Origin of the sequence: Brevibacillus brevis NBRC 100599, assembly GCF_000010165.1 — a bacterium.
GTDB classification, from domain to species: Bacteria; Bacillota; Bacilli; order Brevibacillales; family Brevibacillaceae; genus Brevibacillus; species Brevibacillus brevis_D.
The window spans coordinates 508,778-532,500 of the sequence record NC_012491.1; the positions used below are offsets into that span (position 1 = coordinate 508,778).

A 23,723-nucleotide genomic window follows, 5' to 3' on the forward strand; every position below is an offset into this window, starting at 1 on the left:
GAATGAAATCGTTTTGTCGTGACACTTGGGTAGAGGTTGATTTGGATGCCATCCGGGCGAACCTCGAGACATTCAAACGCCATTTGCCAGAAAAAACGGATATTATGGCTGTTGTGAAAGCAGACGGGTATGGTCATGGTGCTGTCCATGTTGGAAAAGAAGCGTTGGCGAGCGGTGCAGATTCACTTGCAGTCGCATTGCTCGATGAAGCGCTTATTTTGCGGAGGGCAGGGATCACAGCACCGATTTTAGTGTTGGGATACACACCTGTCGAGTCCATTGTCACTGCAAGCGAGCTGGAAGTGGAGTTAACTGCTTACAGCGTCGAATGGATCACGGAAGCGAACGACATTCTTCAGAAAAACGATCACAAGCCTGTCGGAATTCATGTGAAGACCGATACGGGGATGGGACGTTTGGGCGTTCGGACAAAGGAAGATTTGCTTGCGGTTGTAGGTGCCCTTGAAGAATGCTCGAAGCTTAAGTGGACAGGCATTTTTACGCATTTTGCCTGCGCGGATGAACCAGATACAACCCATGTGCGACGACAACACGACTTGTTTCAATCCTTTTTGCAAGCACTGCGTGAAGCAAATAAAAAATTGCCGACCGTTCATTGCTGCAATACGGCTGCGGCTATCGCATTTCCCGATTGGGGGTATGATACGATTCGTTTAGGCATAGGTTTATACGGATTGTATCCTTCTTTGTACATGAAAGAACGTGCGGATGTTATTCTTACCCCCGCGCTGGCGCTCAAGACCAGAATTGCCCACGTGAAGAAGGCAGATGAGCCATTTACCGTCAGCTATGGTGCTACGCATACAGCACAGCCGGATGAGTGGATTGCAACGCTGCCGATTGGATACGCAGATGGCTATTCTCGCCTTTTGTCCAACCGCGGTGAGGTGTTGTACAATGGCACGCGCTACCCGATTGCAGGCAGAGTTTGCATGGACCAAATCATGGTCAGCCTGAATTCGACAGAAGCAGCGGTCAATGATGAGGTCGTCTTGTATGGTAAGCAGGGTGATGAGGAAATCTCCTTGGATGAAATTGCCGATTTGCTGGGAACAATCAATTACGAGGTTCCTTGTATGCTGAATTACCGAATTCCGCGCCTTTATTTGCGCGACCAGAAGGTAACGGACGTATTTCACCCATTGACGATGAAGCACTCGTCCCATGAAAATGTAAATATCTAGCAGGGAAAATCAGCAGGAATTTCCCCGTGGAACACGAATACTAGTTAAGCGAAAAAGCTGGCTTTTTTGGGTAAACGAAGTCTTCACCTGCACCTTTGGATTGTTTACACTCACGTTTTCTCACCGAAAAAGCGCACAGTAGGTATATTTTTGCAATGGATTCGACATAATGGTATTGTTCATATTGGCTGTTCTTTCTAGAACCAGCAAAGCGGATGGAAGTTACGGTCATGGTTGGAGGTGGATTTGTCTTGTCGAAGTCAAACACGAAACGCATCATGATCAGCTTGCCACAACACTTGCTTCAGGAAGTGGATGGCGTTATTCAAAAGGAAAAATCCAATCGCAGCGAGTTTATTCGTCAAGCGATGCATTTGTATTTGAAAGAGCGAAAAAAACGTACAATCCGTGAGACCATGCAAAAAGGGTACATGGAGATGGCGAAGATCAATCTGAATATGGCATCGGAGGCTTTTGGCGCTGAAGAAGAGGCTGACCATACTCTTGTCCGCTTAGTTAGCGGGGTGTGACTGGTGATTGTCAAACGTGGCGATGTGTTTTTCGCGGACCTGTCCCCGGTCGTTGGCTCTGAGCAAGGAGGCGTACGGCCTGTTTTAGTCATTCAAAACGACATTGGAAATCGATTTAGTCCGACGGTCATCGTCGCAGCCATTACGGCGCAGATTCAAAAGGCGAAGCTGCCTACGCATGTGGAAATTGACGCAAAAACTTATGGATTTGATCGTGACTCCGTTATTCTGTTGGAACAAATACGAACCATTGACAAACAACGTCTAACTGATAAAATTACGCATCTCGATGACGAGATGATGGATCGGGTTAATGAATCCTTACAAATCAGTTTAGGACTCATTGATTTTTAACGTGTGAAAAAAGATCAGATTATTTGATAGGAAAAGCCACTTGAGTGAAGCAAGTGGTTTTTTGCTGTCAAATTTGCAGGGATTTCGTGGGTGTACATCGAACTGTTCGAAAAGAGAATTTAAGACAAAATGTGACACAATATGATTTATTTTTCGAGGTAGAGAAAAAACTCATTTCTACCTACCAAGCGAGGCGGAAGGGGTTTTTTTGGTTGTGGCAGACTATTCTCCTGAGACAATCAATATAGAACAAGAATCAGACATCGTGACGGCGCGGCAAGTGGGGCGAAATATGTCGAAGCTGTTTGGCTTTGGCACGATCACGCAGTCCCGCATCGCCACGTCAATCTCTGAATTAGCTCGCAACATTTATTTGTATGCGGGCGCGGGGGCGATCATCATTTCGCCGATTGAGCGCGAAGGAATGATCGGCTTGCAAATAACAGCAAATGACAACGGTCCAGGGATTCCTGATATTCGCCAGGCATTAGATGATGGCTATTCGACTTCGGGTGCCCTCGGAGCCGGATTGCCGGGTGTCAGGCGCATGATGGATGAATTTGAGATCCACAGTACCCTGGGTGAAGGAACGCGTGTTGTTGTTGTGAAGTGGAGCGATCAAGCAAAGGAGGAATGAGATAGATGGTAACCCGGAGCTTCCAAGAAGAGTATGTAAAAATTCTTCGGGATTACCTGAGTGCTCAAGGGGAGGACCAGCTTTATGGAGCCCAGCAGTTGGGCAAATGGATGCTTTCTCAAGATATTTCACCAGAAGAAATAACTGATTTGCACGCGCAAGCGCTTGAGCAGCTCGGGGAAGTGCCAGAGTTTGTGCGTTCCTCCTTCTCCATTTTGACAGAGGTCATGATTGAATATGGGAACGAGCACCGATCCGTAAATAGCTGGCGCAATCGCCATCAGCAAATGGAATCAGAAATAGCCGTGGCGAAAGCGATGCAGCAATCACTTTTGCCAAGTGAGGTTCCAGTCTATTCAGAACTGGAGATTGGCGTAGTGAGTATTGCTGCGAAACAAATCTCGGGCGACTATTACGACTTCATTGAGCAAAGTGAAGGGCGTTTTGGTGTCGCCATAGCAGACATTACCGGAAAAGGAATGCCTGCTGCGATGTGTATGTCGATGGTGAAATATGGGCTAGACAGCCTTGGACAAATGGAGCTGGGTCCCGATGAAATGCTGCACCATTTAAACAGGATCGTGGGAAGAAACATTGATCCGAGCATGTTTGTGACGATGATGTTTGGCAGTTACGACTCGAAGAAGCACTGTTTCCGTTATGCCATGGCAGGACATGAGCCAGGATTTTTGTATCGGTCGGCCGAAGGAAAGTTTTACGATCTTGAAGGACGAGGGAACGCACTCGGTTTATGCCCAAACAGTGAATACGAGGTTCAGGAGATTTGTTTAGAAATAAATGATGTTCTGATTCTTCTGACGGATGGTGTAACAGAATGCAAAAATAACCGATATTATTTGCAAAGGGAAGAGCTTGTACACCATTTGCAAAAAGAGGTTGGCGAATCTGCCCAAAAGATGGCAAACGGCCTGTACAATAGACTGCTTCTGCTCTCCCAGTTTAACCTGCTGGATGATTACACCATGATTGTGCTTCGAAGAACTTAAGCAACGTACGGGGGGGGAGACGCAGATGGACCTGCTAATTCAGACAACGAGCCTTGAAACTGAGCACCGAGTGGTCCTTGGTGGAGATATTGATGCTTTTACAGCACCGAAAGTAAAGGAAACACTCATGTCACTCGTCACCAAGCCGGACATCAATCACATTACGGTTGATTTGGAAGCAGTAGAATACATGGACAGTACCGGAATCGGAATTTTCATCGGGATTATGAAAGAGTGCTTCCAAAGAAATAGAACATTTGAGGTGCACAAAATGTCTCCGCGTGTGGAAAGGCTATTTCGCATCACTGGCTTATACGATCATATTGCCATCCGCAAAGGAGAGAGCGAGTAATGGGTCCAAATCGACCTCAGGCAGACGTGATTCAATTGACTCTGCCAAGTAAGGCGGAGTATTTGGGAGTTGCACGTCTGACTGTATCCGGTATAGCCAACCGTATGGGCTTTTCTTATGAAGAGATTGAGGATATCAAGCTTGCCGTCGGAGAAGCATGCACGAATGTAGTAAGACATGCATACAAGGAAACAGAGAATCCTGGCTCCATTCATATCCAATGCCACGTTTATGAGGATCGGTTGATGATCGAGGTAAGCGATCAGGGCGTTGGATTTTCGAATGAGCTCATTGCTGAGCAACTGACGCCGATTTATGCAGGGAAAAGCCTTGAGGATTTGGATGAGGGCGGGCTTGGGCTCTATCTCATTCACACGCTTATGGATGAGGTGGAGACTCGCTCTGAATCAGGAGTAGTAGTCTCCATGACCAAGTATGTTCGGCAGGATGGGGTGGCTGGCAATGACTGGACAATCTCGGAAGCAGAAATATAGTCCAGAGGAGTTGAAGGAGCTCATCCACCTGTATGGTGAAACAAAAGATCCTACGATACAGGAACAACTGGTGAGGGCCTATACTCCTCTTGTGGAATCGTTAGCGAAGAAGTTTGTTCGCGGACAAGTCATGTATGAAGACCTCGTGCAAGTCGGATTAATCGGCCTGCTTGCTTCCTTTCGTCGGTTCGACCCTAGCTTTGAACGGACATTTGAGAGCTTTGCGATACCGACTATCGTGGGGGAGATTAAGCGCTATATTCGGGACAAGACATGGAGTGTCTATGTTCCGCGCAGGGTAAAGGAACTGAGTCCCAAGATCAAACGAGTGGTCGACGAGCTCACGATCAAGCTACAGCGTTCTCCCCAAATTGCGGACATTGCCAACAGCCTCGGCGTTTCAGAGGAAGCGATTCTAGAGACGTTGGAGATGGGGCGCAGCTATCATTCTCTCTCTATGGACAGTGAGCTGGAAGCGGATCTGGACGGCAACACCATTTCTTTACTCGACCTAGTAGGGACGATGGAAGAAGGGTACGGAGCAGTCGAGCAAAATCTGATGCTGGAGCGGGCCCTGCAAATTTTGGATCACCGTGAAAAAGAAATCATTCAATTAACTTTTTATCAAAATTTGAGTCAGAAGCAAGCGGGGGACATCATGGGGATGTCGCAGATGCATATATCCCGCCTTCAGCGCAGGGCGTTGGGCAAGCTGAGAGAAGCATTGAGAGTGGAACAGCTGGAAACCGCGACGTAGAGGGGCCAAGTGGCTCCTCTTTTTTCTTTCCTTTTTCCAGTCCTTGTTAGCAAATGTGGTACAATAAACGACGAAGAATGAGCGCAGGAGGACAGGTATGGAGCTTACGTTGATGATCCAGACAATCGCCCAAGATACGGGTGTCAAACCTCACCAGGTGGAGCGCACGGTTGCCCTCCTGGATGAAGGAAACACGGTTCCTTTTATTGCCCGCTACCGCAAAGAAATGACGGGGCAGCTAGATGAAACACAAATTCGAGCGATTGAGGAACGCGTTCGCTATTTACGCAACCTGTCAGTGCGGAAGGAAGAAGTCGTTCGGCTCATCGATGAGCAAGGCAAGCTGACGGACGAGCTACGCGCAGCTATTGAGCGTGCGACAAAGCTGCAAGAGGTAGAGGACCTGTACCGCCCTTACCGCCAAAAACGCCGCACGCGTGCAACCATGGCTAAGGAGAAGGGACTAGAGCCACTTGCCAACTACCTCATGAGCTTACCGAAAGCCGGGAATCCGGAAGAAGAAGCAAAACCATATATCAACCCGGAAAAAGGCGTCGAGACAACTGAGCAAGCTCTGCAAGGAGCAATGGACATCGTGGCGGAACTTCTGTCTGATGACCCGGAAATTCGCCAGTGGGTTCGTCAACGCTCCGTGCAAAAAGGATTGCTTCTGACGGAGCAAAAAGCCGAAGAAGCAGACGAGAAAAATGTATACCAAATGTATTACGCATATAGTGAGCCTCTGAAAAAGGTCGTTCCCCATCGGGTACTGGCTATTAATCGGGGAGAAAACGAAGGCATTTTGAAGGTTTCCATTGAAGCGCCTGTCGCAGAGATTTTGGCTTGGATGCAAAAACGCACCATTCCGCGTGATACAGTTGCCCGCGATTTGCTGACAGTGACAGTCGAGGACGCGTATAAGCGTCTGATCGCCCCTTCTATTGAACGAGAGGTGCGCGCCGAGCTGACAGAGGCAGCCGAGGAACGTGCTATTCACATCTTTGCAGAAAACCTGCGCAATTTACTGCTCCAACCGCCTGTAAAAGGCAAAGTCGTCCTTGGGGTAGATCCGGCGTTTCGGACAGGCTGTAAGCTCGCTGTTGTAGACGAAACCGGGAAACTGCTCGAGGTTGCCGTCGTTTATCCGACCCCTCCGGCCAATAAAGTGGCAGAAGCTACAGTGAAAGTGAAGCAGATGATCGAAACCTATGGGGTTACGGTTGTCGCGATTGGGAACGGTACTGCTTCGCGCGAGACAGAACAGTTCATTGCCACGCTACTGAAAGAGCTGAAGCGAGAGGTAATGTACATCATCGTGAACGAGGCAGGAGCATCCGTGTATTCTGCATCGGCCTTGGCCAAGGAGGAATTCCCGGACCTGGATGTAGCAGAGCGAAGTGCGGCATCGATCGCACGACGTTTGCAAGACCCGCTCGCTGAGTTGGTCAAAATCGATCCAAAGTCCGTCGGAGTTGGTCAGTACCAGCACGATGTTTCCCAATCGAGACTGGCAGACAGTCTACAGTTTGTGGTTGAGTCTGCCGTAAACCATGTCGGGGTAGATGTGAATACGGCTTCTCCTTCTCTCTTGCAGTATGTATCAGGAATCAGCCGTCAAGTGGCGGGGAATATCGTGAAAAAACGGGAAGAGATCGGGATGTTCACGGAGCGCTCTCAGCTTAAGGCGGTTCCTCGCTTGGGCGCCAAAACGTACGAGCAGTGTATCGGATTTCTGCGCGTGATGGATGGAGCGAATCCACTGGATAAAACACCGATTCATCCGGAATCGTACGAGGCGACTCACCAGCTACTGTCGATGTTGGGCATTAGCGCTCAGGAGATCGGCAGTGAGAACTGCAAGGAACGCGTGCAGTCTTTAGATGTAAAAGAGACTGCTGCGAAGCTCGGGATTGGCGAACCTACGCTGCAAGACATTGTAGACAGTCTCTTGCGTCCTGGTCGCGATCCGCGAGACGAGCTGCCAAAACCACTCTTGCGAAGTGATGTCCTCCAGCTCTCTGATCTGAGTGTGGGCATGAAGCTGCAAGGTACCGTGCGCAACGTGGTCGACTTCGGAGCGTTTGTGGATATCGGTCTAAAAAACGACGGACTCGTTCACATTTCCCGTTTGAAGAAGGGCTTTGTGAAGCATCCGCTTGAAGTGGTGACTGTTGGCGATATCGTAGATGTATGGGTAGTAGAAATTGACGAAAAACGTCAGCGTGTAGGGATGACCATGATCGCTCCAACAGAAGGATAAGAAAGAACTAAAAGGCGGCCTCCTGTCAGTCAGGGCGGCCGCCATTTTTTTCTAAATATAAAAACCAGCAACTGTTGAGCACACGGATTTGGCGAACGTCCTTCCCATTAAAGGCACGTTGCAACTGCCTGCGCATCCATTGTGGCATGAAAGTACCTCCTGGAGAGATTCGTCTATAGGCAATGTATGCGCCAAGACGAGCAGGAGGTGCCTAGAATTTTCATTTACTCTTCTTCTTCGTGTAAATACTCCAATTGGGCTTGCAAGGCACGAATCTCTGTTAATAAAGAGATGAGCGGATACTCGGTTTCTTGTAAGGCAGCGAAACGGCGCTCCAGACCACTGACGTACTCCAAACCATCCACGATTGAAAGCTCGTTTCCTAACCGTTCCACATCTGCACAGTCTGCCAGAACCGTAGGTAATTCTGGACGCTCTGTGATCGTCAATTTGTCAATTTCCTTGTAAAGTCGTTTCAATAGAGCGATTAATTGGTACATATGCGTTTCGGGCAACGAGACAAACTGTAGTCCGTCACTGGACTGCAACAACAAATAGCGCATAAGCTCCTCCACCATTCTGTCTACCGTTTAGATATGACCGCATGCGGTCAGCAAATAAACGGTCACAACCGTTTATTTGCACTCAGTGTAGCCTATCTGTCTGGAACTTTTCAACTGGAACTGCTATGGTGAAAAGAAGGAAGCGGAGGAGATGAGATGACCGATACGGAACTGCAAATGCTGGTAGAGCAAATATCCAGCGAATTTTTTGCCAAGCCCTTTCGCCATCAGGCCCGCTTTAACAGCAGATTGCGGACGACTGGCGGAAGGTACTTGCTACGCTCGCATGACATTGAATTGAACCCAAAGCATTTGCAGGAGCATGGGGTAGAGGAATTGATTGCGATCATTAAGCATGAGCTTTGCCATTATCATTTGCACATAGAAAAGAGAGGGTATCGTCACGCTGATCGGGATTTTCAACTGCTTCTGCGTCACGTGGGGGGAAGCCGATACTGTCAACAGGTAGGAAGCGGCCGGACGACCCTGCCTTATCGTTACGAGTTGGTTTGCAAGGAATGTGGTATGAGCTACAAACGCAAACGAAAGATGAATCCGAGCCGCTATCGTTGCGGGCGTTGCAAAGGAAAGCTGCTGTTGCGTGAGCTAACGATGTGAATAGCCAGAGGCGTTGGCTTTCTTGCGCGTCTTTTGACAGCAGGGGTATAATGAACAGACGAAAAATGTTTTCCGCTAAGAAAAGGAGCGTTTGAAGTGGCACACGACGAATTTTCCCTGATCCGGCAATGGACGAGTCGTTCTGCGGGGCAGGAAGGGAACGGTTTGACCGTCGGGATAGGGGATGATGCCGCTGTCTTCTCCCCAGCGCCAGAAATGGAAGTCGTGGCCTGCTGCGATGCGATGGTGGAGACGGTTCATTTTTTGAAGAAAACGATGAATCCTAGTGATATCGGATATAAGGCTGTTATCAGCAATGTGAGCGATGTAGCAGCGATGGGCGGGGTTGCCCGGTATGCGCTTGTCAGTATCGCGGTAAGTCCGCAATGGACGCCTGACGAATGCCAGCAAATCTATGAAGGTATTTACGAGGCTTGTCAGGCATATGGAGTTCGTGTCATTGGTGGCGATACCGTTTCTGCGCCTGATGCCCTACACCTGAGTGTTACCGTACTGGGTGAGGTAGAAAAAGGGCGCGCCATTCGCCGCTCACAAGCAAAGCCTGGACAGCTTGTTTTTGTTACAGGGCATGTCGGAACTTCCGCAGCAGGACTACATCTTCTCCTGCAAGGCGAGACTGCTGAAAGAGGCGTCTCTGCATCTTGGGAGACATTGATGGATGCCCATCAGCGTCCCGTTGCCCAAATAAAGGCGGGCAGACTGCTGCTGGAATCAGGGGCATGCAGTGCGCTGAATGATGTAAGTGATGGACTTGCCTCAGAGCTGTGGGAGATTGCTGAAGCCAGTGGCGTATCGATTTTGGTCGATGCTGCAACGGTACCGATCCATGACGAAGTTCGGGAGTATGCACGGCACGTAGAGAAAGATCCGCTGGAATGGGCTTTTTATGGCGGTGAAGATTATCAATTGGTCGGAACGCTTGCGAAAAGTCACTACGAAGCCGTAAGCAAGCAATTTGCCGTTAGTGGTGTACGGTTTACTGTCATCGGTGAGGTGGTAGAAAAAAGGCATGATCCAGAATTGATGCTTCAGCGCGATGATCAACAGCTCCCGTTGCCCAAAGCGGGATTCAACCATTTTAGGAGTGGATGAAAGAGATGAGCTATACATGGAGGCTCACGGGAGCGCAGGAGACGCAGCGCTTTGCCGAGCAACTGGCAAGTCTGCTTGAACCAGGTGACTTCCTCGCGATGGAGGGAGATCTGGGAGCGGGCAAGACGACTTTTACCCAGGGGTTGGCCAAAGGACTAGGAGTCCGACAAGTAGTGAACAGTCCGACCTTTACTATCATAAAAGAATATCAGGGGCGCTTGCCGCTTTATCATATGGATGTCTACCGGGTAGGCGATGATCCAGACTCTCTTGGTCTGGACGATTACTTTTTTGGCGAAGGTGTCTGTGTCGTAGAGTGGGCCTCTTTGATCGAGGATGTCCTGCCGACAGATCGGATGACCGTCTTCCTGCGTAGAGAAGGGGAGGAACAGCGTATGATTGAGCTGGTTCCTCAAGGGAATCGTTATGTGAAATTGTGTAAGGAGTTTGATTTTGATGCGCGTACTGGCGATTGATACATCGAATCTGGTGCTAAGTGTAGCTGTGGTAGAGGAAGAGCGAGTCTTGGCTGAAATGACGACGAACCAGCAAAAAAACCATTCCGTGCGTCTGATGGACTGCGTCAGTGAACTGCTCGATGCAACAGGAACAGCGCCAGAGGAACTCAGCGGCTTCGGGGTGGCAAACGGACCGGGCTCCTACACGGGCGTGAGAATCGGCGTAGCTTCTGCGAAAAGCATGGCTTGGTCACTGAATGTGCCGGTTATCGGTGTATCCAGTCTGGAGGTAATCGCCATGAATGCCACAGGCTTCTCTGGATTGATTGTCCCGCTGTTCGATGCGCGCAGAGGTCAAGTGTATACCGGCTGTTATTGTTCCGAAGGCATGGAGGCGGTACGAGCGCAGTCCACAGAACAAATCATCCTGCTGCGAGAATGGCTGCCACTGTTGCGAGACCTGGCGCAAGGAGAGCCGATCTTGTTCTTGGGTGAAGATGTCAGGCTACATCGGGAGACGATTGTGCAAGAGCTCGGGGATCAGGCGCAATTTGCTTCTCCAGCGTTCAATCACCCGCGTGCTGCCCATATCGGCTATGTGGCACTACGCAAGCTTCAAGAAGGCGGAAATGCGCATGAACTAGTTCCAGAGTATTTGCAACTGGCAGAAGCAGAAGCGAAGTGGCTTGCCCAAAAGCAGGCGGGGGCCGTAAAGGAGTAAAAGCATGAGTCAACCAATCGATTTGGAATATCGTTATATGACGATGCAGGACGTTGGGGCTGTGGCAGAGCTGGAGCGCTTGGCTTTTACAACTCCATGGCCGCATGATGCATTTGTCAACGAGCTGACGAGAAATCCAAATGCACGCTATGTAGTCGTCGCTCACCAAAATAGAATTATTGCTTACTGCGGCATGTGGATCGTGATCGATGAGGCACATATTACAAATATCGCTGTCCATCCACTCTATCGTGGAAAAAAGGTTGGATTGGCGCTGATGATCAAAATGATGGGTGTTGCCAAGCTGCAGGGTGCCCATAGCATGACGCTGGAAGTTCGACCTTCGAACACAGTCGCGCGGAACATGTATATCAAGCTCGGCTTTAAAGAGCATGGGCGACGCAAGAGATATTATTCGGATAACAATGAGGACGCAATCATTATGTGGGTGACATTGTAATGAACAAGACGTATACGTCGCGCTACGAGAAGCGCATACAGCAAAAATACGAAGCACACAAGGAATCAGGTGCTCCTACTTATATTTTAGGAATTGAAACAAGCTGCGACGAAACATCGGCTTCTGTCATCCGTGATGGCCGAGAGGTTCTGTCGAACGTCATCGCTTCCCAAGCCGATATCCATAAAAGGTTTGGCGGAGTCGTGCCCGAGGTGGCTTCTCGCAGACATGTAGAGAATATTACGCTTACCATCGAAGAGGCTCTGACCGAAGCTGGGAAAACGTTGGATGACATCCAGGCCATTGCGGTGACGTACGGGCCCGGGCTTGTCGGAGCCCTGTTAGTTGGCGTGGCAGCAGCAAAAGCCATTTCCATGGCCAGAGGCATCCCGTTAATTGGAGTCCATCATATCGCGGGTCATATTTACGCGAATCGTCTGGTGCAAGAAATGGAGTTTCCGCTGATCGCACTCGTCGTATCGGGCGGGCATACGGAGCTTGTCTGGATGAAGGAGCATGGTCAGTTCGAGATTTTGGGGGAAACGCGCGACGACGCTGCAGGGGAAGCCTACGACAAAGTAGCACGAGCGCTGAATATGCCATATCCAGGCGGACCTCATATTGATCGCCTCGCGCATGAAGGTGAGGCAAATGTACCACTCCCTCGTTCATGGCTTGCGCCAGATTCCTACGATTTCAGCTTCAGTGGCTTGAAATCAGCTGTGCTCAATACCTTACACAATGCAGCACAGCGAGGAGAGACGATCGAACCGGCGAATCTGGCTGCGAGCTTCCAAGACTCTGTAACAGAAGTGCTCGTAGAAAAGACGATTCGGGCAGCCCGTTCGCATGGAGCGAAGCAGGTATTGCTGGCTGGGGGCGTTGCGGCGAATCGCGGATTGCGTGAGCGGTTGCAGGCAAGGTGCGAGGCAGAAGGAATACCGTTGGTGATCCCACCGTTCTCGCTATGCACAGACAACGCTGCGATGATTGCGGCAGCAGGCTTTATCAAGTATGAAAAAGGACAGTTTGAGGGGCTTGATTTGAACGGGGTCCCAAGCCTGTCGCTTTCAGAGCAATAGAGTGAATGGATGAAAAGCATCTCTGAGGTTGAATCAGAGATGCTTTTTTTGTTTGTTTAAACGAGCGGCTGTCGGTGAGGGGAAGAAGCGCATTTCCAGTCTAAGCTTCGGCCTATGCCCATAAGAATTTGACTGTCCGCCAATTTATCCACATCATAGGATAACTTTCTGGATTGTTCACATATACTCCTGTGAATACTGGTGATAACACGAGAAAATGACCGGGAAAACCGCATATACTCTGTGGATTGTTCTGTGGAAAATGTGGATAAAAAAGTCGAGTTATCAACAGGAGGGAGACTCGTGAGAAAGAAACTCGCGCTGATTTGCTTGTCATTCCTGATATTGTTTCTAGCTACAAATATAGGAAAACCGTTGGTAGCAAAGGAAAAACAGCAGGTCATCATGCTGTTTGTGGAGGGGATGTCGTTTCATGATCTGGAGCAGCTCAAAAAGTTATCTACTGTGGATAAATGGTTGGATGGCGCAGGAGCTGGGGCTCTGTCCATAAGAACACCCGGAACGCGTACGGCCGCAAACGGCTACCTGCTCATGGGGAGCGGCGGTCAAGCGCTTTACTCTGAAAAGAGCGGGACAGGCTATCATCTGTTTGAGGCGCTCTCGTCCAGGGAAACAGCCGGTGAAAGGGCGCAAGAGCTAGGCGGTGATGAAGCGCAGGAGGTGGCGCGCTCCTCGATCATTTTTCCGGGTATTTTCCGGCTCTTGGCAGATAATCGGGAGAAACCATATTCTGCGCAAATCGGGCTTCTTGGGACCGTGCTTGCTGCAAACAACATTCAGGTCGCTTTATACGGAAACGGTGACTTTGAGGATATTCGACAGAGACATGCCGTTCTGTTTGCGATGGATCAGCAAGGAAGGGTTCCGACAGGGGACATTTCGGCTAAAAGCATGGAGCACCTTCGTGGTTATCCGTACGGGATCAAGACAAACTACACGTACCTGCTTGAGAAAATCCACAGCGAACATCAAGCGGGCTTGATTATTGCTCAGCTCTCAGATTTAAACCGGTTATACCAGTTGAGTGCGGATATGGACCAAGGCCAGTTTACCCAGCAGTATCAGCGCGCTTTACGTGACTTGTCCTTTTTCCTTGACCAACTCCTTGAGAAACGTAAACCACATCAACGCATTGTATTGGCATCACCAGCCGTTAATCATGTGGCGACAAAAGAAAAGACTCTCTTAACTCCCGTGTTCATTTGGGGAGAGAAAGCGAATGGAGTTTTGACCTCCGCTACCACGAGGCAGTCGGGATTAGTCAGTGGACTCGATATGGTGCCAACTATACTGTCTTGGCTGGACGTACCCATACCAAAAGGGTTGGCTGGTCATGTCATACGTATCGAAAAAGGGAATGGTCTCACTGCCCTTCAGAATCAGGTAGGCAAGATTCATCATACATATGCGACAAGGCCAGCAGTGCTCTACACCTACGTCATGCTACAGATTGTCATTGTAGGGTGTGCGGTTGTCCTTTGGTGGTTTGGGCGGAAGAGGGAAGGGTCAGGACTTTTGCGGCTTCGTAGAGGAATACGACTTGCGTTGCTGGCTTTATTATGGTTTCCCGCATTGCTTTTGGCGGAGAGCCTACTCGACTGGCAGGTTACCGGCGCGGTTGTCTTGGGAGGGCTCATCATGACTGCATTGATCGCGGCTTTTTGGCAGGAAACCCATGCTCTCCCGCGAATCGTGATGACAGTTAGCGGAGTGACGACAGCCATTCTGCTGCTGGACGGATGGACTGGTGCTCATTTGATGCGGCAATCGTACCTCGGGTATGATCCGGTAATCGGAGCGAGGTTTTACGGGCTAGGAAATGAATACGAAGGGGTCCTGATCAGCAGCACGATCATGCTTGTGGCTTCGCTATACGAGAGAATGACCGGAGGACAAAAGGAGCTACGTCGGGAACAGAAATGGTTGCCTGCTGTCTCCGCAGCCATATACAGTGTCGTGCTTTATTACATGGTGGCACCGAGCCTGGGAACGGACGCAGGCGGTTTTCTTGCGGGGCTGATCGGATTTACCGTGGCATTGTCACGGCTTGAGGGCTGGCGAATTGGCAAAAAAGGCCTCCTGCTGTTGGCAGGCGGCCTGGTTATGGGTGTATGCGGTTTGATGGCGATCAGTCTCATGTCAGATCAACCCTTGACTCATGTCGGACGTCTTTCCGAGCAGATTGTACATGGGGAATGGGCCGAGGTAGGGCAGATGATTGAACGCAAGCTGGCGATGAATCTCCGCTTGATTCGCGTTTCCATTTGGAGCAAAGCATTTGTCGTCTCCCTGATTGCTCTAGGCGTTCTCACCTTGAAAAACGACCGCTTCTTGCACCATCTGGCGAAGGACACGCCATACTTGGTTAAAGGCTTTGCTGGTGTCATTGTGGGTGCACTGGCTGGGCTGTTTCTCAATGACTCAGGCATCGTCACAGCAGCTACCTGCATTACCTTTCTGGTGGTTCCTGCTCTCTATGCCGCCTTGGAGGAGCCTGCACAAGAGCGCTGTTCTACGTGAAGACGGGACTACTCTTCTGATAGCGTGCTCCACTCGTCATACAACTGCTCCAATTCTTCTTTGGCAGCATGGATTTGATCGTTGCGTTCTTTTGCCTGTACATGATCACTATAAATTTCCGGGAGACAAAGCTCTTCTTCCCATTTGACAATGTCAGCCTCTCGTTTTTGGATCGTGACCTCAATCTCTTCCAAGCGGCGCTGACGTTGACGCTCGCGACGTTTTACTTCCTTATCCAGCTCATACGAGGATTTCTCAGGCTGTGCCGTTGCGGTACCGCCTTGTTTTTTTGCGGGCAGCGCTGCTTGCTCGGCTGCGAGCTCTTCCAGTTCCTGCTTTTTCTCCACGAAGTAATCGTAGTTACCCAAATAGCTGGTCACGCCATCACCTGTCAGCTCTAGGACGCGGGTGGCAATCTTGTTTAAGAAGTAACGGTCATGGGAGACGAACAGGATCGTACCCGGATAATCGTAGAGGGCATTCTCAAGCACTTCCTTGCTGAAAATATCCAAGTGGTTCGTCGGCTCGTCGAAGATCAGGAAGTTTGCTTGCTTCAGCATGAGCTTTGCCAGAGAGACGCGTGCACGCTCTCCACCAGACAGGTCGCTGATCTTCTTTTGTACATCATCACCGCTAAACAAGAAGTTGCCGAGCAGGGTACGGACTTCCTTTTCCAACATATTCGGATATTCATCCCAAATTTCGCCGAGCACTGTATTCCGTTCGTTCATGTTACGATGCTCCTGGTCGTAGTACCCGATCGTTACATTGCTCCCGAAATGAATATCGCCGCGTAGCTTAGGCAACTGTTCTACGATCGTTTTTAACAGTGTCGATTTCCCGATACCATTGGGACCTACCAAGGCCACACGCTCTTCGCGCTCGATTTCAAATGTTAGACCCTGAGAAAGGACAGCATCCGGGTAACCAATCGCGACGTTGTTTGCTTTCATCACAATAGTACCGCTCATTTTCGCTACATCAAAAGAGAAGTGGACGGATTTGTTGTTCATGATTGGCTTGTCCAATCGGTCTATCTTTTCCAATGTCTTCCGTCGGCTTTGCGCTCGTTTGGTCGTCGTAGCTCGAGCAATGTTTCGCGCGATGAAATCCTCCAGCTTGGCGATCTCTTCCTGCTGCTTTTCGAATCGCTTCAAATCCTGTTCGAGACGAGCCGCCTTTTCATCGAGGAAGCGGCTGTAGTTACCGACATAGCGGGTAGCGCGTGTCCGTTCGATTTCATATACCACGGTCACGAGCTTGTCCAGGAAGTAACGGTCATGGGAAACGACGAGAATGGCACCCTGGTAGTTTTGCAAATACGTCTCCAGCCAAGTCAATGTCTCGATGTCCAGGTAGTTCGTCGGCTCATCCAGCAGGAGAATGGTAGGGGATTGGAGCAGCAGCTTGGCTAGTGCCAGACGAGTCTTTTGTCCGCCGCTCAATGTGCGGATCGGCGTCGTGTAATCGAAGTCAGCAAAGCGCAGACCGTGCAAGACCCCACGAATCGCCCCCTCGTAGCTGTATCCGCCTTTTTCCTTAAAGGCCTCCGAGCGGTGGGAGTAATTTTCCAACAGTTGCTGGTAACGCTTCTCATCAGCGAGAATAGCGGGATCGCCCATTTTGGCTTCGAGCTCACGAAGCTCTAGCTCTTCCTTTTGTAGATGGGAAAAAACACTCAATAACTCATCCCAAATCGATCGTTCCGATTCAAGGCCGCTGTTTTGTGCCAAATAACCGAGTGTAACATCCTTTGGAATGCGGATAATTCCTTTGTCGTAGCTTAGCTCGCCGGCGAGGATCTTCATTAGAGTCGATTTGCCTGCACCGTTTACGCCAACCAGACCAACCCTTTCCCCGGTTTGAATTTGCAGGGAGATGTCTTGTAGAATGGTTTCGATACCATATGTTTTTTCTATATGTTCAGCTTGTAGCAAAATCATCGGATTCACCTCTTTATATACTAATGCCAGTGTAGCTTAGAGAGAGCGCATGGGACAAGCCTCGTGGGAATGTCCCATGCACGATACGAAAGAGGGAAGAGGTTGTCATGGACCAAAAAACGAATAAAAAACAGCTGCGAAGCCATATTTTGGAGAGGCGCAAGTCCATGTCTGCAAAGGAACGGGAGCAGCTTTCCAGAGAGGTATGCGATCATTTGCTGTCTCATGAAAGGCTGGCTGATGCCAAAGCAATTATGGCTTTCCATCCTTTTGGCGATGAGCTGGATATTCTGCCCTTTCTACATGAGGCAAAAAAGCGAGGCCAAGACATATGGCTGCCGCTCACAAACGTTGCCGCGAGACGTCTCATTCCCTATCGGTATACAGGAACGGACATGCTAAAGCAGGGAGTCTACGGGATTTGGGAGCCAGATCCTGCCCTGGCAGAGGAAGCGGACGTATCACACCTGGATGCGATCATTGTTCCCGGCGTTGCTTTTGACAGCAAGGGCGGACGTATGGGATATGGTGGTGGTTATTATGATCGCTTTCTGGCAACGCTGAAAAAGCTCCCGTTCTTGGTTGGAGTTGGCTTCTCTATTCAGGTTGTGGAGCATGTACCCTTAGAGTCTCATGATGTTTTGCTAGATGCAGTTGTCACCGAAAAAGGTCTTCTGCATTTTTGAATGTTTTGTGTCAGTAGCTTTTACATGCCTTCTTCTGTCGCGAATGGTGCTATCCGCTAAGGAAAAACGACGAGACGTTTTTTACAGAAAAGTGTACAATACTATCGAATGAGAAACCGGAGGAATGTATCGTGAGCAAATGGAAGGTAGGCGTTATTTCTGCAAGTGATTCGATTGCCAGAGGAGATCGTGTGGACGATCGTATGCCAATCGTTCGTCATCTGACAAGGGAATGGCTTCAAGTAGATGTCGCTGTATACCGTGCCGTTAGTGATGATATGGAAGATTTGCAAGAACATATGATTGAGCTCGTAGACCGCGAAAAATGCGATCTGTTGATTGTTACTGGAGGAACGGGACTTAGCCCGCGTGACGTTACGCCAGAAGTGACAGCGTGGGTCATTGACAGACCAGTCCCCGGCTTGGCTGAAGAAATGCGCCGTGCTGGTTTGAAGCAATCCCGACGGGCGATGCTGACCCGTGCAGTTGCGGGAACGAGGGGGAATTCGTTGATTATCAACCTCCCTGGCAATCCGAAAGGCGTAGAAATCTGTTTCAATGCGATTGGCGATATGCTGTCCGACGCTTTGCACATTTTGCAAGGAACGGGAGAAGCAAACGAAGATTGGGGAGGATTGCATTGGTAGAAAAACCTCAGATGCGGGAAGTGCCAGTGCGTGAAGCGATCGGCATGATGCTTCCTCACGATATGACGCAAATTTTGCCTGGAGAATTCAAAGGACGCTTGTTCAAAAAAGGACATGTTGTCACCGAGGCTGATATTGAGCCACTGTTGTCCATTGGCAAAGAGCATATTTACGTGCTGGAGATGCCAGAAGGCTACATCCATGAGGAAGAAGCGGGCATTCGTATCGCGAAGGCTGTTTCCGGAACTGGCTTGACCTTGACGCCTCCTTATGAGGGCAAAGTATCGATGAAGGCCTCAAGAACAGGTTTAGCCAAAATCAACGAGGAAGCTGTCCATGCGTTGAACCAGCTCGAAGGAATTGCGTTTTCCACGATTTATGGTGATCAGGTCGTGCATCCGGGGCATACATTGGCGGCTACGAGAATCATCCCGTTAATTATGGAAGAGTCTCGAATCATCGAGCTGGAGCAACTGGCCAAACAGTTTGACGAACCGATTGTACAAGTAAAAACGTTTCAGGATAAAAGGGTGGGACTTGTTACGACAGGGGGAGAAGTTTTCTCTGGCAGGATTGCAGACAAGTTCGGTCCTGTGATTCGAAACAAGGTGGAAGCTCTTGGCTCTACTGTCGTAGACCAGCGTTTTGCGCCAGATGACAAGGAAGCGATCGAACAGCAGATTCAATCGTTCCTCGCTGAAGGGGTCGATCTGATCCTGGTCACGGGTGGCATGTCTGTCGATCCAGATGACCGCACGCCGGGAGCGATTGCAGGAGTAGGAGCTGAAGTAGTGCGCTACGGTACGCCGATGCTGCCGGGCTCCATGCTGATGGTTGCTTACAAAGGCGAAGTACCGATTCTCGGATTGCCGGGAGCGGTCATGCATGAAACGTTTACTTCTTTTGATGTATTTTTGCCTCGCATTTTAGCTGGGGAGCGAATTGTAGCTTCTGATATGACAAGACTCGGATATGGTGGTTTACGAAAGTGCTAGCTGGTTAGACTGGCAAATAACGAAAAGCAAACGACTTCACAAGAAAAAGGAGTGAACACGTATGAGCTCAATCGGGATTCCTGGATTAATCTTAATTTTAGTTTTAGCCTTGGTGCTTTTTGGTCCGAAAAAGCTTCCAGAATTGGGGCGTGCGGTAGGTCATACTTTGAAAGAATTCAAAAATGCAACCCGCAGTCTGACGAGCGACGATGAAGACGACGATGAGGAGAAAAAGCGCAAGGAGCTAGCTTCCAAAGAAGTGTCTGTTGCCAAAACAACGCCGGTTGTCGCTGACAAGGAAGCAGCGGAGCGGGAGAGAATTGAACGCGAAGTTCGTGAAAAAATGGAACGCGAGGTTCGTGAAAAAATAGAACGTGAACGCTTGGAAAAAGAAATCCGCGAAAAGCTGGAGCAAGAGCGCCTTCAATTGGAAAAAGAGCAGAAGAACGCGTAACAGGTAAGGTTGGTGGTTACCATGAAGGATCAGGAAATGACATTGGTAGAACACCTGACGGAACTTCGCAAGCGCATCATATGGGTGCTGGCCGTGTTTATTGTCGCATTGATCGTCGGTTTTTTCCTCGCCGGTCCACTTGTGGATTATTTAAAGCAAGAACCGATTGCGGATGGCGTGCCCATTGTCTCGTTGCATCCGTCAGACGCACTTCGTGTTTACATGCAGGTTGCCTTCCTAGTGGGTGCTGTCATCACACTGCCTGTAGCACTTTATCACGTTTGGCGTTTTGTTTCGCCAGGGCTGGAAGAACAGGAAAAGCGCGGGACACTTTACTTTATCCCGGCGGCTTGTTTTTTGTTTATCATTGGTGTCTTGTTTGGCTACTACGTCGTTTTTCCGATGGTCATGCAGTTTATGACCGGTATTACAGCATCGATGGGCGCAGACCCGAACTACGGAATCGCGCAATACTTTGGCTTCATGTTTAATATGGTCATTCCGTTCGGGATACTGTTCCAGCTGCCGATTATCGTTATGTTCCTGACGAGACTGCGAATCCTCAATCCAATGAGGCTGGCAAAGGCACGACGCTACGCTTACTTTGCATTGGCTGTCGTCGGGATTACCTTGACGCCTCCAGAGATTGTTAGTGATATTCTCGTGACCATCCCTTTGCTGCTTTTGTACGAGCTGAGCATTTGGCTATCCCGGATTGTTTATCGCAAGCAATTAAAAGAACAAGAAGCGTGGGAACAAGAATACGGCAGTTTGGAAACAAACGAACCCGTTCAATAACGAGCATGAGAAAAGTCTTCTGTCCTGAGTGGCAGAGGGCTTTTTTGGTATTTCGGCAGAAATTGAGAAATACTAAGGACGTTATGATCCGGGAGGTGCTGAATATGTGGCGGCTAATCGTATGTTTGGCGTTGCTTTTTTCTGGGAGTACTGCAAATGCAGCTGGGCTGGGGGAGCCTATTGAACTTTTTGATACGGACAAACAGCGCGTTGTGGCTAGCTTTGAAAATACCACAGGTTTTCAGGAGGAAGCCAAGCAGATTTTGCAAAGTGTGAGCGGGAGGGTCTTGGAGTTTAATCCATCCTTGGATTCCGCCATGATCGTAAAAATTCCACTAGTCCCTCCAAAGCCGATAAAGCTAAAATCCGCTAATCTCGATGCGATGATTGCAGAGATGTTTGTCATCATGCCCAAAAAAGGGGAGCGTCGTCCGTGGCTGATTCTGCATACGAAGGAATATGAAACGGTCGTTGTGGAGTTTATCGAAAAGGTTGACGACTTAAGGAAACAGGTGAAATTGCCGTAAAGTGGCACTTGCTTTTGCAAGAACAAGCCCGGTCGTCCATAAAAAGCGACGAGATCGGGCTTTTCGATTATTTATTGGGAGTGAGGAAGGTTTGGGTGAAGTAGTCTGTATATACGCCCACTCCTAATTGGGTGAAGCCTTTTTCGAGTACGTTTTTGCGATGGCCTGGACTGTTCATCCAGCCCTCATGGACTTCGATGGCATCCGTATAGCCTGCTGCAATATTCTCTCCGGCCATGCTATAAGCGAGAGAGGCACTTTTCATGCGGTCAAATGGATTACTCCCAGTCGTCGCAGAGATGTGATCGAAGAAATTGTTACTCTCCATGTCCATGCTGTGTTTGCGTGCCACATCGGCAGCCTTTTCATTCCATTGAAGGGGCGGAAGCTTGTATCGGTAGCGGGAGACGTTGACCAGATCGAGGATTTGGCGCTCAGATGCGGCATTGACCTGTTCTCGTTCGCCAACTCGAAGCGGCGGGGGATCAAAATTGGGTGCCTGACCTTGATAGGTCCACTTCGTTTCGTAAAAACTGCCGCGCAACAGCATTTGCGCATCCATCATACGTACAGCAGTGACCTTGTTGCCATTCTGCTTGTCCAAGTAATAAATGTAGGGGGTGCCATCTTTCATGACGAGAGGGCGTTGCTGTTTTTGATTGGTTATTTGGATTTGTGCCCCCTGAAAAGAGAAAGAAACAATGTTTTGTACAGCCAATTGACGCTCAAGTGATTGCTGGCTGGTGCCGACTCCGATGTTTCCGAGCTTTGCTGTAGGAGCAAGCGAGTACACATCGACGACTTTGTTATTTGCTATGCCGACTTGAATGTATCGGGCAGGCTCGTGATTGTACACCCACCATTGATAGCCGAGACTGCTTGGCTCTTTACGGGCAGGCTCACCTAACCGTTTGTGTACTTCCTCAGAAGACATGCCGAGAGCGATGTCAAAAATCGTGTTAGGCTTCTCCTCTCGAACGGGTGATGCAGGTGGTTTGACGGTTGCGGGCTTTTGGGGAAGCGTCAGAGAGGCAGGGACTGCATCGGGTGTATTCTGTTTTTCAGGCTGTCCAACGGAGAATACGGGAGGTTGACCGACCCAAGCGCTTTGGGAAGCTTCATCCCACCCGATAGGCTTGTTCAAGTGGCGACTGATCATGGACAGAGGTACATATAGTGTTCCTTCGTATTCGAGGGAAGCTGGTATTTCCTTGCCTTTCTCCATGTAGTACCCGGGCTTTTCGCTTGCGACGATTTCTCGGCCATCCCAATAGATAGAGGCCGGGTTAAGATTGACCCGTATAAAGGAAGTAGTATCCGAAGTGAAGAGACGGCTGATTCCGAAGACTCCCAGGGCAATTAAGCCAATCCAGAGCCATTTGTGCATGGAACAATTCCCTCCTTGGTGAGCTTGCCTGATTCTATGTTTCATTTATATGAGCGTGTCCGAATACTAGAACCTCCTTGCTAGAGAATGCAATTTAATAGGAGGAAGAGTAGTCAAGCAGTTGCAAATGGAAAAAAGTGAGGGAAACTACTTGCAAAGTACATAGTGATTCATTATTATAGGAATTGGGTGTTAGCACTCATAACAGTCGAGTGCTAACAACAGAAATCTTGTTTACCTACATTTTTTGAGGAGGGTGTTTTTAGTGCTTAAGCCATTGGGTGACCGTGTGGTAATCGAAGCTATCTCCAAAGACGAAACGACTGCAAGCGGTATCGTTTTGCCTGATTCTGCAAAGGAAAAACCGCAAGAAGGCCGCGTAATCGCAGTAGGTTCTGGCCGTGTTGCTGACAACGGTGAGCGCATCGCTTTGGAAGTAAAAGAAGGCGATAAAGTAATCTTCTCCAAATACGCTGGTACTGAAGTAAAGGTAGACAACAACGAATACCTCGTGCTGCGCGAATCCGATATCCTCGCGATCATCGGTTAAGGCTCTTAACATAGGAAGTCGAACGAATAAACACATAACAGGAGGTTGAGTTTAGATGGCTAAACAAGTCAAATTCTCTGAAGACGCTCGCCGCTCCATGCTGCGCGGTGTTGAAACTTTGGCAAATGCGGTTAAAGTAACCCTCGGTCCAAAAGGCCGTAACGTGGTTCTTGAGAAAAAATTCGGTTCTCCATTGATCACCAACGACGGTGTGACCATCGCGAAAGAAATCGAGCTGGAAGACGCTTACGAAAACATGGGTGCGCAACTGGTTAAAGAAGTTGCTACCAAAACCAACGACATCGCTGGTGACGGTACAACAACTGCAACTGTACTTGCTGCAGCTATGATCCGTGAAGGTCTGAAAAACGTAACTGCTGGCGCTAACCCAATGGTTATCCGTCGCGGTATGGAAAAAGCAGTTCGTGCAGCTGTAGAAGAAATCAAATCCATCGCGAAGCCGGTTGAGAACAAATCCTCTATCGCGCAAGTTGCTGCTATTTCCGCTGACGATCCAGAAGTAGGTAACCTGATCGCTGAAGCAATGGAAAAAGTGGGCAAAGATGGCGTAATCACTGTTGAAG

The 23,723-nt window shown here is 49.3% G+C and carries 28 protein-coding genes (1 of these 28 cut by a window edge); 24 read left to right on the forward strand and 4 right to left on the reverse strand.

What is annotated here, in order from left to right; translation table 11 throughout:
- Positions 1–2 precede the first annotated feature (2 nt).
- The 9 genes from alr to BBR47_RS02820 all read left to right on the forward strand — a co-directional run bounded on the left by alr (position 3) and on the right by BBR47_RS02820 (position 7,596).
- Positions 3–1,205, forward strand: a complete 1,203-nt coding sequence (gene alr, locus BBR47_RS02780; protein WP_012684243.1) for an alanine racemase — start codon at positions 3–5, stop codon at positions 1,203–1,205.
- Between the two features lie 230 nt (positions 1,206–1,435).
- Entirely contained in the window at positions 1,436–1,735 is a 300-nt protein-coding gene (locus BBR47_RS02785) for a CopG family ribbon-helix-helix protein (RefSeq protein WP_007721089.1), read from the forward strand.
- A 3-nt stretch (positions 1,736–1,738) separates the two neighbouring features.
- Positions 1,739–2,089 carry a type II toxin-antitoxin system PemK/MazF family toxin gene (locus tag BBR47_RS02790; protein ID WP_005830205.1) on the forward strand — a complete coding sequence of 117 codons (351 nt, stop codon included), beginning with the start codon at positions 1,739–1,741 and terminating at the stop codon, positions 2,087–2,089.
- Between the two features lie 292 nt (positions 2,090–2,381).
- A complete protein-coding gene (locus BBR47_RS02795; protein WP_231850601.1) occupies positions 2,382–2,726 on the forward strand; it encodes an anti-sigma regulatory factor in 345 nt (114 codons plus the stop codon).
- Between the two features lie 5 nt (positions 2,727–2,731).
- Positions 2,732–3,733, forward strand: a complete 1,002-nt coding sequence (locus BBR47_RS02800) for a PP2C family protein-serine/threonine phosphatase (RefSeq protein WP_012684245.1) — start codon at positions 2,732–2,734, stop codon at positions 3,731–3,733.
- Positions 3,734–3,758: 25 nt separating this feature from the next.
- The gene (locus tag BBR47_RS02805) at positions 3,759–4,085 is read left to right on the forward strand and encodes an anti-sigma factor antagonist (protein WP_012684246.1); all 327 of its coding nucleotides are present in this window, start codon (positions 3,759–3,761) and stop codon (positions 4,083–4,085) included.
- A complete protein-coding gene (gene rsbW, locus BBR47_RS02810) occupies positions 4,085–4,579 on the forward strand; it encodes an anti-sigma B factor RsbW (RefSeq protein ID WP_012684247.1) in 495 nt (164 codons plus the stop codon). Before BBR47_RS02805 ends, rsbW begins: the two co-directional genes overlap by 1 nt.
- On the forward strand, positions 4,548–5,336 hold the full coding sequence (gene sigB, locus BBR47_RS02815) for an RNA polymerase sigma factor SigB (RefSeq protein WP_012684248.1): 789 nt from the start codon (positions 4,548–4,550) through the stop codon (positions 5,334–5,336). Before rsbW ends, sigB begins: the two co-directional genes overlap by 32 nt.
- Positions 5,337–5,433: 97 nt before the next feature.
- Complete coding sequence (locus tag BBR47_RS02820; protein ID WP_012684249.1) at positions 5,434–7,596, forward strand: Tex family protein; 2,163 nt, start codon at positions 5,434–5,436, stop codon at positions 7,594–7,596.
- Positions 7,597–7,621: 25 nt separating this feature from the next.
- Here the strand turns inward: BBR47_RS02820 and cmpA are convergent, their stop codons facing one another.
- Positions 7,622–7,744 (reverse strand): cortex morphogenetic protein CmpA, encoded by a 123-nt coding sequence (cmpA, locus tag BBR47_RS30770; protein WP_012684250.1) that lies wholly within the window; start codon positions 7,742–7,744, stop codon positions 7,622–7,624.
- 76 nt (positions 7,745–7,820) lie between these two features.
- On the reverse strand, positions 7,821–8,159 hold the full coding sequence (locus BBR47_RS02825) for a hypothetical protein (RefSeq protein ID WP_012684251.1): 339 nt from the start codon (positions 8,157–8,159) through the stop codon (positions 7,821–7,823).
- A gap of 156 nt (positions 8,160–8,315) precedes the next feature.
- On the opposite strand from BBR47_RS02825, the gene BBR47_RS02830 reads away from it, so the two are divergent.
- The 7 genes from BBR47_RS02830 to BBR47_RS02860 all read left to right on the forward strand — a co-directional run bounded on the left by BBR47_RS02830 (position 8,316) and on the right by BBR47_RS02860 (position 15,152).
- Positions 8,316–8,777 carry a SprT family protein gene (locus BBR47_RS02830; protein ID WP_012684253.1) on the forward strand — a complete coding sequence of 154 codons (462 nt, stop codon included), beginning with the start codon at positions 8,316–8,318 and terminating at the stop codon, positions 8,775–8,777.
- Positions 8,778–8,873: 96 nt separating this feature from the next.
- The gene (gene thiL / locus BBR47_RS02835; protein ID WP_012684254.1) at positions 8,874–9,890 is read left to right on the forward strand and encodes a thiamine-phosphate kinase; all 1,017 of its coding nucleotides are present in this window, start codon (positions 8,874–8,876) and stop codon (positions 9,888–9,890) included.
- 5 nt (positions 9,891–9,895) lie between these two features.
- A complete protein-coding gene (tsaE, locus tag BBR47_RS02840; RefSeq protein WP_041749765.1) occupies positions 9,896–10,366 on the forward strand; it encodes a tRNA (adenosine(37)-N6)-threonylcarbamoyltransferase complex ATPase subunit type 1 TsaE in 471 nt (156 codons plus the stop codon).
- A complete protein-coding gene (tsaB, locus tag BBR47_RS02845; protein ID WP_012684256.1) occupies positions 10,347–11,069 on the forward strand; it encodes a tRNA (adenosine(37)-N6)-threonylcarbamoyltransferase complex dimerization subunit type 1 TsaB in 723 nt (240 codons plus the stop codon). Before tsaE ends, tsaB begins: the two co-directional genes overlap by 20 nt.
- 4 nt (positions 11,070–11,073) lie before the next feature.
- Positions 11,074–11,529, forward strand: coding sequence for a ribosomal protein S18-alanine N-acetyltransferase (gene rimI, locus BBR47_RS02850; protein ID WP_012684257.1), 456 nt, complete (start codon positions 11,074–11,076; stop codon positions 11,527–11,529).
- Complete coding sequence (gene tsaD, locus BBR47_RS02855; RefSeq protein WP_012684258.1) at positions 11,529–12,611, forward strand: tRNA (adenosine(37)-N6)-threonylcarbamoyltransferase complex transferase subunit TsaD; 1,083 nt, start codon at positions 11,529–11,531, stop codon at positions 12,609–12,611. The genes rimI and tsaD overlap by 1 nt, the downstream gene beginning before the upstream one ends.
- 303 nt (positions 12,612–12,914) lie before the next feature.
- Positions 12,915–15,152 carry a hypothetical protein gene (locus tag BBR47_RS02860; RefSeq protein ID WP_012684259.1) on the forward strand — a complete coding sequence of 746 codons (2,238 nt, stop codon included), beginning with the start codon at positions 12,915–12,917 and terminating at the stop codon, positions 15,150–15,152.
- Between the two features lie 8 nt (positions 15,153–15,160).
- Here the strand turns inward: BBR47_RS02860 and BBR47_RS02865 are convergent, their stop codons facing one another.
- Positions 15,161–17,095: an ABC-F family ATP-binding cassette domain-containing protein gene (locus BBR47_RS02865; protein ID WP_012684260.1), complete on the reverse strand. Its 1,935-nt coding sequence runs from the start codon at positions 17,093–17,095 to the stop codon at positions 15,161–15,163.
- Between the two features lie 107 nt (positions 17,096–17,202).
- Between BBR47_RS02865 and BBR47_RS02870 the strand changes: the two genes are divergently transcribed.
- The 6 genes from BBR47_RS02870 to BBR47_RS02895 all read left to right on the forward strand — a co-directional run bounded on the left by BBR47_RS02870 (position 17,203) and on the right by BBR47_RS02895 (position 21,202).
- Positions 17,203–17,781: a 5-formyltetrahydrofolate cyclo-ligase gene (locus BBR47_RS02870; protein WP_012684261.1), complete on the forward strand. Its 579-nt coding sequence runs from the start codon at positions 17,203–17,205 to the stop codon at positions 17,779–17,781.
- A gap of 131 nt (positions 17,782–17,912) precedes the next feature.
- Positions 17,913–18,428: a MogA/MoaB family molybdenum cofactor biosynthesis protein gene (locus BBR47_RS02875; protein WP_012684262.1), complete on the forward strand. Its 516-nt coding sequence runs from the start codon at positions 17,913–17,915 to the stop codon at positions 18,426–18,428.
- Positions 18,422–19,423: a molybdopterin-binding protein gene (locus BBR47_RS02880; RefSeq protein WP_041749216.1), complete on the forward strand. Its 1,002-nt coding sequence runs from the start codon at positions 18,422–18,424 to the stop codon at positions 19,421–19,423. Before BBR47_RS02875 ends, BBR47_RS02880 begins: the two co-directional genes overlap by 7 nt.
- A 61-nt stretch (positions 19,424–19,484) precedes the next feature.
- Positions 19,485–19,877, forward strand: a complete 393-nt coding sequence (tatA, locus tag BBR47_RS02885; protein ID WP_012684264.1) for a twin-arginine translocase TatA/TatE family subunit — start codon at positions 19,485–19,487, stop codon at positions 19,875–19,877.
- A 21-nt stretch (positions 19,878–19,898) separates the two neighbouring features.
- The gene (tatC, locus tag BBR47_RS02890; protein ID WP_016740769.1) at positions 19,899–20,675 is read left to right on the forward strand and encodes a twin-arginine translocase subunit TatC; all 777 of its coding nucleotides are present in this window, start codon (positions 19,899–19,901) and stop codon (positions 20,673–20,675) included.
- 104 nt (positions 20,676–20,779) lie between these two features.
- Positions 20,780–21,202, forward strand: coding sequence for a hypothetical protein (locus tag BBR47_RS02895; RefSeq protein ID WP_041749217.1), 423 nt, complete (start codon positions 20,780–20,782; stop codon positions 21,200–21,202).
- Positions 21,203–21,269: 67 nt separating this feature from the next.
- Here BBR47_RS02895 and BBR47_RS02900 read toward each other — a convergent pair whose 3' ends face one another.
- Complete coding sequence (locus tag BBR47_RS02900) at positions 21,270–22,589, reverse strand: CAP-associated domain-containing protein (protein WP_012684267.1); 1,320 nt, start codon at positions 22,587–22,589, stop codon at positions 21,270–21,272.
- Positions 22,590–22,854: 265 nt separating this feature from the next.
- Here BBR47_RS02900 and groES point away from each other — a divergent pair, with 265 nt between their 5' ends.
- Positions 22,855–23,139: a co-chaperone GroES gene (gene groES / locus BBR47_RS02905; protein WP_012684268.1), complete on the forward strand. Its 285-nt coding sequence runs from the start codon at positions 22,855–22,857 to the stop codon at positions 23,137–23,139.
- 55 nt (positions 23,140–23,194) lie between these two features.
- A protein-coding gene (groL, locus tag BBR47_RS02910; RefSeq protein ID WP_012684269.1) for a chaperonin GroEL crosses the window boundary here: on the forward strand, positions 23,195–23,723 show its 5' portion. 1,103 nt of this gene lie beyond the right edge of the window; the window shows 529 of its 1,632 coding nt (coding positions 1–529); it begins with the start codon at positions 23,195–23,197; the stop codon falls past the right edge of the window.

What these genes read in the sequence shown, in the direction of transcription:
- alr (WP_012684243.1), top strand. Translation starts at nt 3, where the DNA reads ATGAAATCGTTTTGTCGTGACACTTGGGTAGAGGTTGATTTGGATGCC.
- BBR47_RS02785 (WP_007721089.1), top strand. Translation starts at nt 1,436, where the DNA reads ATGGTTGGAGGTGGATTTGTCTTGTCGAAGTCAAACACGAAACGCATC.
- BBR47_RS02795 (WP_231850601.1), top strand. Translation starts at nt 2,382, where the DNA reads ATGTCGAAGCTGTTTGGCTTTGGCACGATCACGCAGTCCCGCATCGCC.
- BBR47_RS02800 (WP_012684245.1), top strand. Translation starts at nt 2,732, where the DNA reads ATGGTAACCCGGAGCTTCCAAGAAGAGTATGTAAAAATTCTTCGGGAT.
- BBR47_RS02805 (WP_012684246.1), top strand. Translation starts at nt 3,759, where the DNA reads ATGGACCTGCTAATTCAGACAACGAGCCTTGAAACTGAGCACCGAGTG.
- rsbW (WP_012684247.1), top strand. Translation starts at nt 4,085, where the DNA reads ATGGGTCCAAATCGACCTCAGGCAGACGTGATTCAATTGACTCTGCCA.
- sigB (WP_012684248.1), top strand. Translation starts at nt 4,548, where the DNA reads ATGACTGGACAATCTCGGAAGCAGAAATATAGTCCAGAGGAGTTGAAG.
- BBR47_RS02820 (WP_012684249.1), top strand. Translation starts at nt 5,434, where the DNA reads ATGGAGCTTACGTTGATGATCCAGACAATCGCCCAAGATACGGGTGTC.
- cmpA (WP_012684250.1), bottom strand. Translation starts at nt 7,744, where the DNA reads ATGCCACAATGGATGCGCAGGCAGTTGCAACGTGCCTTTAATGGGAAG.
- BBR47_RS02825 (WP_012684251.1), bottom strand. Translation starts at nt 8,159, where the DNA reads ATGCGCTATTTGTTGTTGCAGTCCAGTGACGGACTACAGTTTGTCTCG.
- BBR47_RS02830 (WP_012684253.1), top strand. Translation starts at nt 8,316, where the DNA reads ATGACCGATACGGAACTGCAAATGCTGGTAGAGCAAATATCCAGCGAA.
- tsaE (WP_041749765.1), top strand. Translation starts at nt 9,896, where the DNA reads ATGAGCTATACATGGAGGCTCACGGGAGCGCAGGAGACGCAGCGCTTT.
- tsaB (WP_012684256.1), top strand. Translation starts at nt 10,347, where the DNA reads ATGCGCGTACTGGCGATTGATACATCGAATCTGGTGCTAAGTGTAGCT.
- rimI (WP_012684257.1), top strand. Translation starts at nt 11,074, where the DNA reads ATGAGTCAACCAATCGATTTGGAATATCGTTATATGACGATGCAGGAC.
- tsaD (WP_012684258.1), top strand. Translation starts at nt 11,529, where the DNA reads ATGAACAAGACGTATACGTCGCGCTACGAGAAGCGCATACAGCAAAAA.
- BBR47_RS02865 (WP_012684260.1), bottom strand. Translation starts at nt 17,095, where the DNA reads ATGATTTTGCTACAAGCTGAACATATAGAAAAAACATATGGTATCGAA.
- BBR47_RS02870 (WP_012684261.1), top strand. Translation starts at nt 17,203, where the DNA reads ATGGACCAAAAAACGAATAAAAAACAGCTGCGAAGCCATATTTTGGAG.
- tatA (WP_012684264.1), top strand. Translation starts at nt 19,485, where the DNA reads ATGAGCTCAATCGGGATTCCTGGATTAATCTTAATTTTAGTTTTAGCC.
- tatC (WP_016740769.1), top strand. Translation starts at nt 19,899, where the DNA reads ATGAAGGATCAGGAAATGACATTGGTAGAACACCTGACGGAACTTCGC.
- BBR47_RS02895 (WP_041749217.1), top strand. Translation starts at nt 20,780, where the DNA reads ATGTGGCGGCTAATCGTATGTTTGGCGTTGCTTTTTTCTGGGAGTACT.
- BBR47_RS02900 (WP_012684267.1), bottom strand. Translation starts at nt 22,589, where the DNA reads ATGCACAAATGGCTCTGGATTGGCTTAATTGCCCTGGGAGTCTTCGGA.